Consider the following 5,530-nt stretch of genomic DNA (forward strand, 5'->3'; position numbering starts at 1 on the left):
TATTGCGATCTATGATCCATCAATTAAAGAGCTACAAGCAGAGCTTCAAACACTCTTTCAGCACCCTGTAGAATTCATTATGACAAGCATTTCTGCTTGGGGAAAGATTTTTGAAAATATTCAAGAATCTATTGATGAACTCTTGGAAACTGTTAAAGAAATTAGAGCTGAGACGACTCCTCAGGAAGATGTGAATGAAGAAGATATTGGTGATGATGTTATTCGATTCGTAAATAGAATCCTTGCAGATGCCTTTATTAAAAAAGTTTCAGATATTCATATTGAACCATATGAAAATAATTTCAGAATTAGATTTAGACTAGATGGTTCTTTAGTTGAGGTTTCACAACCTCCTAAGAGTTTGATGCTTCCAATTATTTCAAGACTAAAGATTCTTGCTCAGCTTGATATTTCAGAAAAGCGTAAACCACAAGATGGGCGTATTAAACTTTCTGTTGGTGGAAAACCTATCGACTACAGGGTTTCTTCGCTACCGACCTTATTTGGTGAGAAAGTTGTTCTGAGACTTCTCGATCAATCAAATTTACAGCTTGATATGACCAAGCTCGGGTTTGAGCCAGATCAAATTAAAGTCTTTCAAAACGGTATTCACCAACCTTATGGGATGTGTCTTGTAACAGGACCGACAGGTTCAGGTAAGACAACAACACTATACTCTGCTCTGGCAGAACTAAATAAGATTGATAAAAATATTTCAACTGCAGAAGACCCTTGTGAGTTTAACTTAGAAGGTATTAACCAAGTTAACGTAAGAAAAGAGGTTGGATTAACATTTGCCTCAGCTCTGAAAGCCTTTCTTCGTCAAGACCCTGATATTATCATGGTTGGAGAGATTAGGGATGCTGAAGTTGCAGAAATTGCTGTCGAGGCTGCACTTACGGGACACATGGTTCTTTCTACTCTTCACACGAATGATGCTCCTTCAACTGTAACAAGACTACTTAACATGGAGCTCGAACCATTTCTCGTGACAGGCTCCCTGAATGTTGTAGTTGCTCAAAGACTTTGTCGTCGAATTTGTGAGAACTGTAAAGAAGAAGATAAGGATGTTTCAATAGAAGAATTGGTTGCTTGTGGTATCGCACCAGCATCAGCTGAGAATTTAAAAGTTTATAAAGGAGCGGGATGCGCTCACTGTAATAATACAGGTTATAAAGGTCGTGTCGCTATTTACGAAGTATTAGAGATGTCTCCAGGAATTAAGGAACTCGTATTAAAAAATGCGAGTTCTGATGAAATTAAAAGACAAGCGATTTTAGATGGAATGAAAACATTGCGTATGTCTGCTTTAACTAAAGTCGCTGAGGGCGCTACAACAATTAGTGAAGCAATTAGTAATTCAAGTGCGGATAAGTTTTAGGGAAGATTATGTCGAACACTACTAGAAAAACACAAGTAAGTGACAACACAAAAACACAGCAATTAACAACTGAGTCATTAAAGATTCAACAGCTTTTTAAGTTGATGACAGATAATGGCGGGTCGGATTTACACCTTACACCAGGAACTTCTCCAGCAATGAGAGTCAATGGTGAGGTGGTAAGAGTAAAAGTTCCCGCGTTGAATCCTACAACTTCTAAAGAGCTTATATATCAGGTTTTAACAGAAGAGCAGAAAAATGAATTTGAAAAAAATCTAGATCTGGACTTCTCTTTTGGGATTAAGGGGCTAGCGCGTTTTAGAGGGAATGTATTTTACTCTAAGGGTGGTGTTGCTGCAGTATTTCGTTTAATTCCAAGTATAATTCCTGATTTCAAATCACTAAATCTACCAAACGTACTGATGGAAATGTCGGATGTTTCAACGGTCTAATTCTTGTAACAGGGCCAACTGGTTCTGGTAAGTCAACAACACTTGCTGCCATGATTGATAGACTTAATGAAATGGAAGCTGGTCATATTATGACTCTCGAGGATCCTGTAGAATTCGTACACCCTCATAAGACTTGTGTTGTAAACCAAAGGGAGATTGGAAGAGACTCTCTTTCTTTTGAAAATGCACTGAAGGGACTTCTTAGACAGGATCCAGATATTGTACTTGTTGGAGAGATGAGGGATGTAGAAACGATTGAAGCAGCACTAACAGTTGCTGAAACAGGTCACTTAGTTTTTGGAACACTTCACACGAATTCATGTGTGCAAACTATTAACCGTCTAATTAACGTTTTCCCTTCACATCAACAGGATCAGGTCAGAACACTATTGTCATTTGTTCTTCAAGGTGTTGTGTCTCAGCAACTTCTTCCAAAATCTTTTGAGCCGGGAAGATGTCTTGCAATGGAGATTTTAGTACCGACACCGGCGATTCGAAACTTGATTAGAGAGGACAAAATTCACCAGATTTACTCTCAGATGCAAATCGGGCAAGATAAAACAGGAATGATAACTATGAACCAGAGTATTCGTAAGCACGTTGATTCTGGACAGATTGATGTTGAAACAGCAATGTCTTATTCAACAAACCCTGAGGAATTAGGTCCTCAATTAGGTGTAAAAAGTAGATAAAGGTTTTTAAATAATGGGTATGTGGTCTTGGGAAGGACTCGATAAAAATGGTCGAAGAACTTCCGGTAAAATTGAAGCAACATCAGAAAAGGAAGCTCGTAAACTTCTAAGAGCACAGGGTGCTCGTATTAAGAAAATTACACCTCCTTCAATCCTTGAGTTCGATCTTGGGGAGTGGATGATTGAAAAAGGTTTTGCAAAGGCCTTTGGTACGAAAGAGTTAACAACGTTTACCAAGCAAATGTCTATTATGATTAATGCTGGTGTTCCCATTATGATGGCCCTTGAAATTCTATTTAAATCAGAGAAGAACCCATCTTTAAAAAAAGCTGTGAAATCAATTGCAAGAGATGTTGCAGAGGGGAAGACGCTTGCTGAAAGTATGTCTAAGCAGCATGGGTTTTCGAGACTATATTGTAACCTTGTAAAGGCCGGTGAGGTTGGGGGGATCTTAGATACAATCTTGGATAAATTATCAATTCACTTGGAAAAACAAGAGAAAACAAAATCACAAATTAAATCGGCGATGAGTTATCCTCTCATCGTAAGTTTGATTGGTGCGGGGGTTGTTTGGGCCCTTATTACATTCGTTGTACCGCAATTCGTTGGGATGCTTCTTGAGACGGGGCAGCAAATTCCGGCCATTACTCAATTTGTAATTGATGCCAGTGACTTTTTTGGTAAATACTCTATGTATGGAGTCCCTGGTCTTATCTTTGTGGGAATGATTCTTTCAAGTTGGAAGAAGACCCCAGTGGGAAAAAGGTTCTTTGATAGACTTAGTATGAATGTCCCGGCATTTGGAACAATTGTAATTAAGGGAAATCTAAGTACTTTTTCAAGAACTTTAGCAACACTTCTATCATCCGGGGTGTCTCTTATTGATGCACTTGAGATCTGTGTTGAGACAATTGATAATTCGATTATTGCTGATGACCTTGATGAGGTTAAGAAGAAAGTTATTGAAGGGAAAACTTTGACAGAACCCCTCATGAAAATTGAATATTTTCCCGAGATGGTTTCGCAAATGATTAAAGTTGGTGAACAAACGGGTTCAATTGACGGAATGTTAGAGAAAATTTCTGAGGTATTTGAAGAAGAAGTAAATGAGGCCATTGGGGCAGCAACAAAAATGATGGAGCCACTAATTATCGTAGTTTTAGGGTCAATTATTGCCACTATCCTTGTTGCAATTTACTTACCAATGTTTATGGCCGGTGGAGGTGCCTAAAAACCATGAATTGTTGGCATTTTTTAATACTCAGAGTGTGTAAATACCTGCAATTTTTGTATAAGTTGCACAAAATTTAGAGTTTAAATAGAATATCCATAGAGTGTTAATTTTTCCTAAAGTCTCTCAATGTCTTTAGGGGGTTACTCTCAAAAAAACTTAATATTTTAGCCATCTCAATTGGTTAACTAAGGAGTCTAGAATGAAAATGAAGTCATCAGAAGGTTTTACCCTGGTGGAGCTGATGGTTGTTGTTGCCATCATCGGTATCCTCTCTGCGGTAGCTATTCCTAACTTTAAAAAGTATCAAGCAAAATCAAAAACATCTGAAGCTAAGCTACAGTTAGCATCAATTTATTCTGCAGAAACATCACTGCAAACTGACTTTGATGCCTTTGGAACTTGTCTTGGTTCAGCAGGTTTCGTTTCTCCAACTGGTTCATGGGATGCAACTAATCCAACACAAGGTTCAACTTATTATGCTATTGGTTTCGCTGCAGCTAACGCAACAGCGAATGGGATCGTAAGATCAAACGGTGGAGCAACAGCTTGTACTGATCTTCAATTTGGTGTTGAAGCCTTTAAAACAGTTGGTGGATCAAGAATGGAAATTGGAGATCTTGCGTTTGCTATTCCTGCAGCAGCTAATATGGGCGGTGGTACTTCTACAACTGCTCCAAGTGTTGATGACGATGGAGGTTTTTTCATCGCAGGTGCGATTGGAGTTCTTGTGTCTGATAAGAACACAGCAGCTTTAGCTGATAAGTGGGCCATTGACCAAGATAAGCAACTTCTACAAATTAATGTAGGTTACTAATAAAAAGAAAGCCCCTAATTCTTAGGGGCTTTTTTATTTCTTCTTTTCTTTAATCTCTTATAAAAACTTTCGGCTTTCCAGATTCCATCTTCATAGAGATATGGTTTACCGTTAAGATCATACCTCTTGCAGTTGGTACCTTTTTTATTCAAACAGTTAAGATCGATCTCGCTTCTTAACGCATATAATGATTGATGAGTTCTTTCTTTCAAAATACCCTCATCCATTTTTAAGTAAGACTCTAGAAGAAGCTGGAAACCTAGTTCTTTATCTTCTGAATCATTCGAGATTGTTGCAATCAAGCGAGGAAGAATTTTAAAGTTCTTTGCATAAGGATGGTGAAGTAGGAGATTGTACTTTTCAAGAGCTTTTTCTTTATTACCCATTTCAAAATAGTAATTGAAGGCAGCATTGTAGAGTAGGCGATAATCTGTAGGATAGTGAAGAAGTCCTTTCTCGTAAATATCGGCAGCACCAGTTAAGTCATCTTTAATGATTGAGAGATAGATACCACCGAAGAGGTAGTTCTCATAAAAAAAAGGATCTAGGTGTGAAATAGTATCGAAACGATAATACATCCAAGATTTTTTATCATTCACATGTTCAATATCTGATTCGATCAATGTTTTAGTCCAAAGAAAAGATGAGACGAGTCGTCGATTTCCAAGACTAAAAGTATCTAGAAAGTTCTTATTAAAAGTATATGAACGAATCTCCTGAGAGATGTTGATATTAGGTTTACGATAAATACCATTAATTAGATTTAATAAAACCAAGCTTACTATAGTAAATATAATAGTAGGTAAATGTTTATGTAGGTTACTAATAAAAAGAAAGCCCCTAATTCTTAGGGGCTTTTTTATTTCTTCTTTTCTTTAATCTCTTATAAAAACTTTCGGCTTTCCAGATTCCATCTTCATAGAGATATGGTTTACCGTTAAGATCATACCTCTTGCA

Annotated in this window: 4 protein-coding genes and 1 pseudogene; 4 read left to right on the top strand and 1 reads right to left on the bottom strand. The window is 37.5% G+C overall.

Annotation, left to right across the window (positions count from 1 at the left end; all coding sequences use genetic code 11):
* From M901_RS07330 to M901_RS07345, 4 genes and pseudogenes are all read left to right on the top strand, one after another.
* A partial coding sequence (locus M901_RS07330) for a GspE/PulE family protein (RefSeq protein ID WP_021277556.1) occupies positions 1 to 1,381 on the top strand: 1,381 nt, incomplete at its 5' end.
* A gap of 104 nt (positions 1,382 to 1,485) precedes the next feature.
* Positions 1,486 to 2,525: pseudogene (locus M901_RS18375) on the top strand (type IV pilus twitching motility protein PilT).
* A 13-nt stretch (positions 2,526 to 2,538) separates the two neighbouring features.
* Positions 2,539 to 3,756 (top strand): type II secretion system F family protein, encoded by a 1,218-nt coding sequence (locus tag M901_RS07340; protein WP_021277557.1) that lies wholly within the window; start codon positions 2,539 to 2,541, stop codon positions 3,754 to 3,756.
* A 202-nt stretch (positions 3,757 to 3,958) separates the two neighbouring features.
* The gene (locus tag M901_RS07345) at positions 3,959 to 4,573 is read left to right on the top strand and encodes a type IV pilin protein (RefSeq protein ID WP_021277558.1); all 615 of its coding nucleotides are present in this window, start codon (positions 3,959 to 3,961) and stop codon (positions 4,571 to 4,573) included.
* A gap of 14 nt (positions 4,574 to 4,587) precedes the next feature.
* On the opposite strand, the gene M901_RS07350 is transcribed toward M901_RS07345, so the two are convergent.
* A complete protein-coding gene (locus M901_RS07350) occupies positions 4,588 to 5,349 on the bottom strand; it encodes a hypothetical protein (RefSeq protein ID WP_021277554.1) in 762 nt (253 codons plus the stop codon).
* Positions 5,350 to 5,530 lie beyond the last annotated feature (181 nt).

The organism is Bacteriovorax sp. DB6_IX (assembly GCF_000447775.1).
Lineage (GTDB): Bacteria > Bdellovibrionota > Bacteriovoracia > Bacteriovoracales > Bacteriovoracaceae > Halobacteriovorax_A.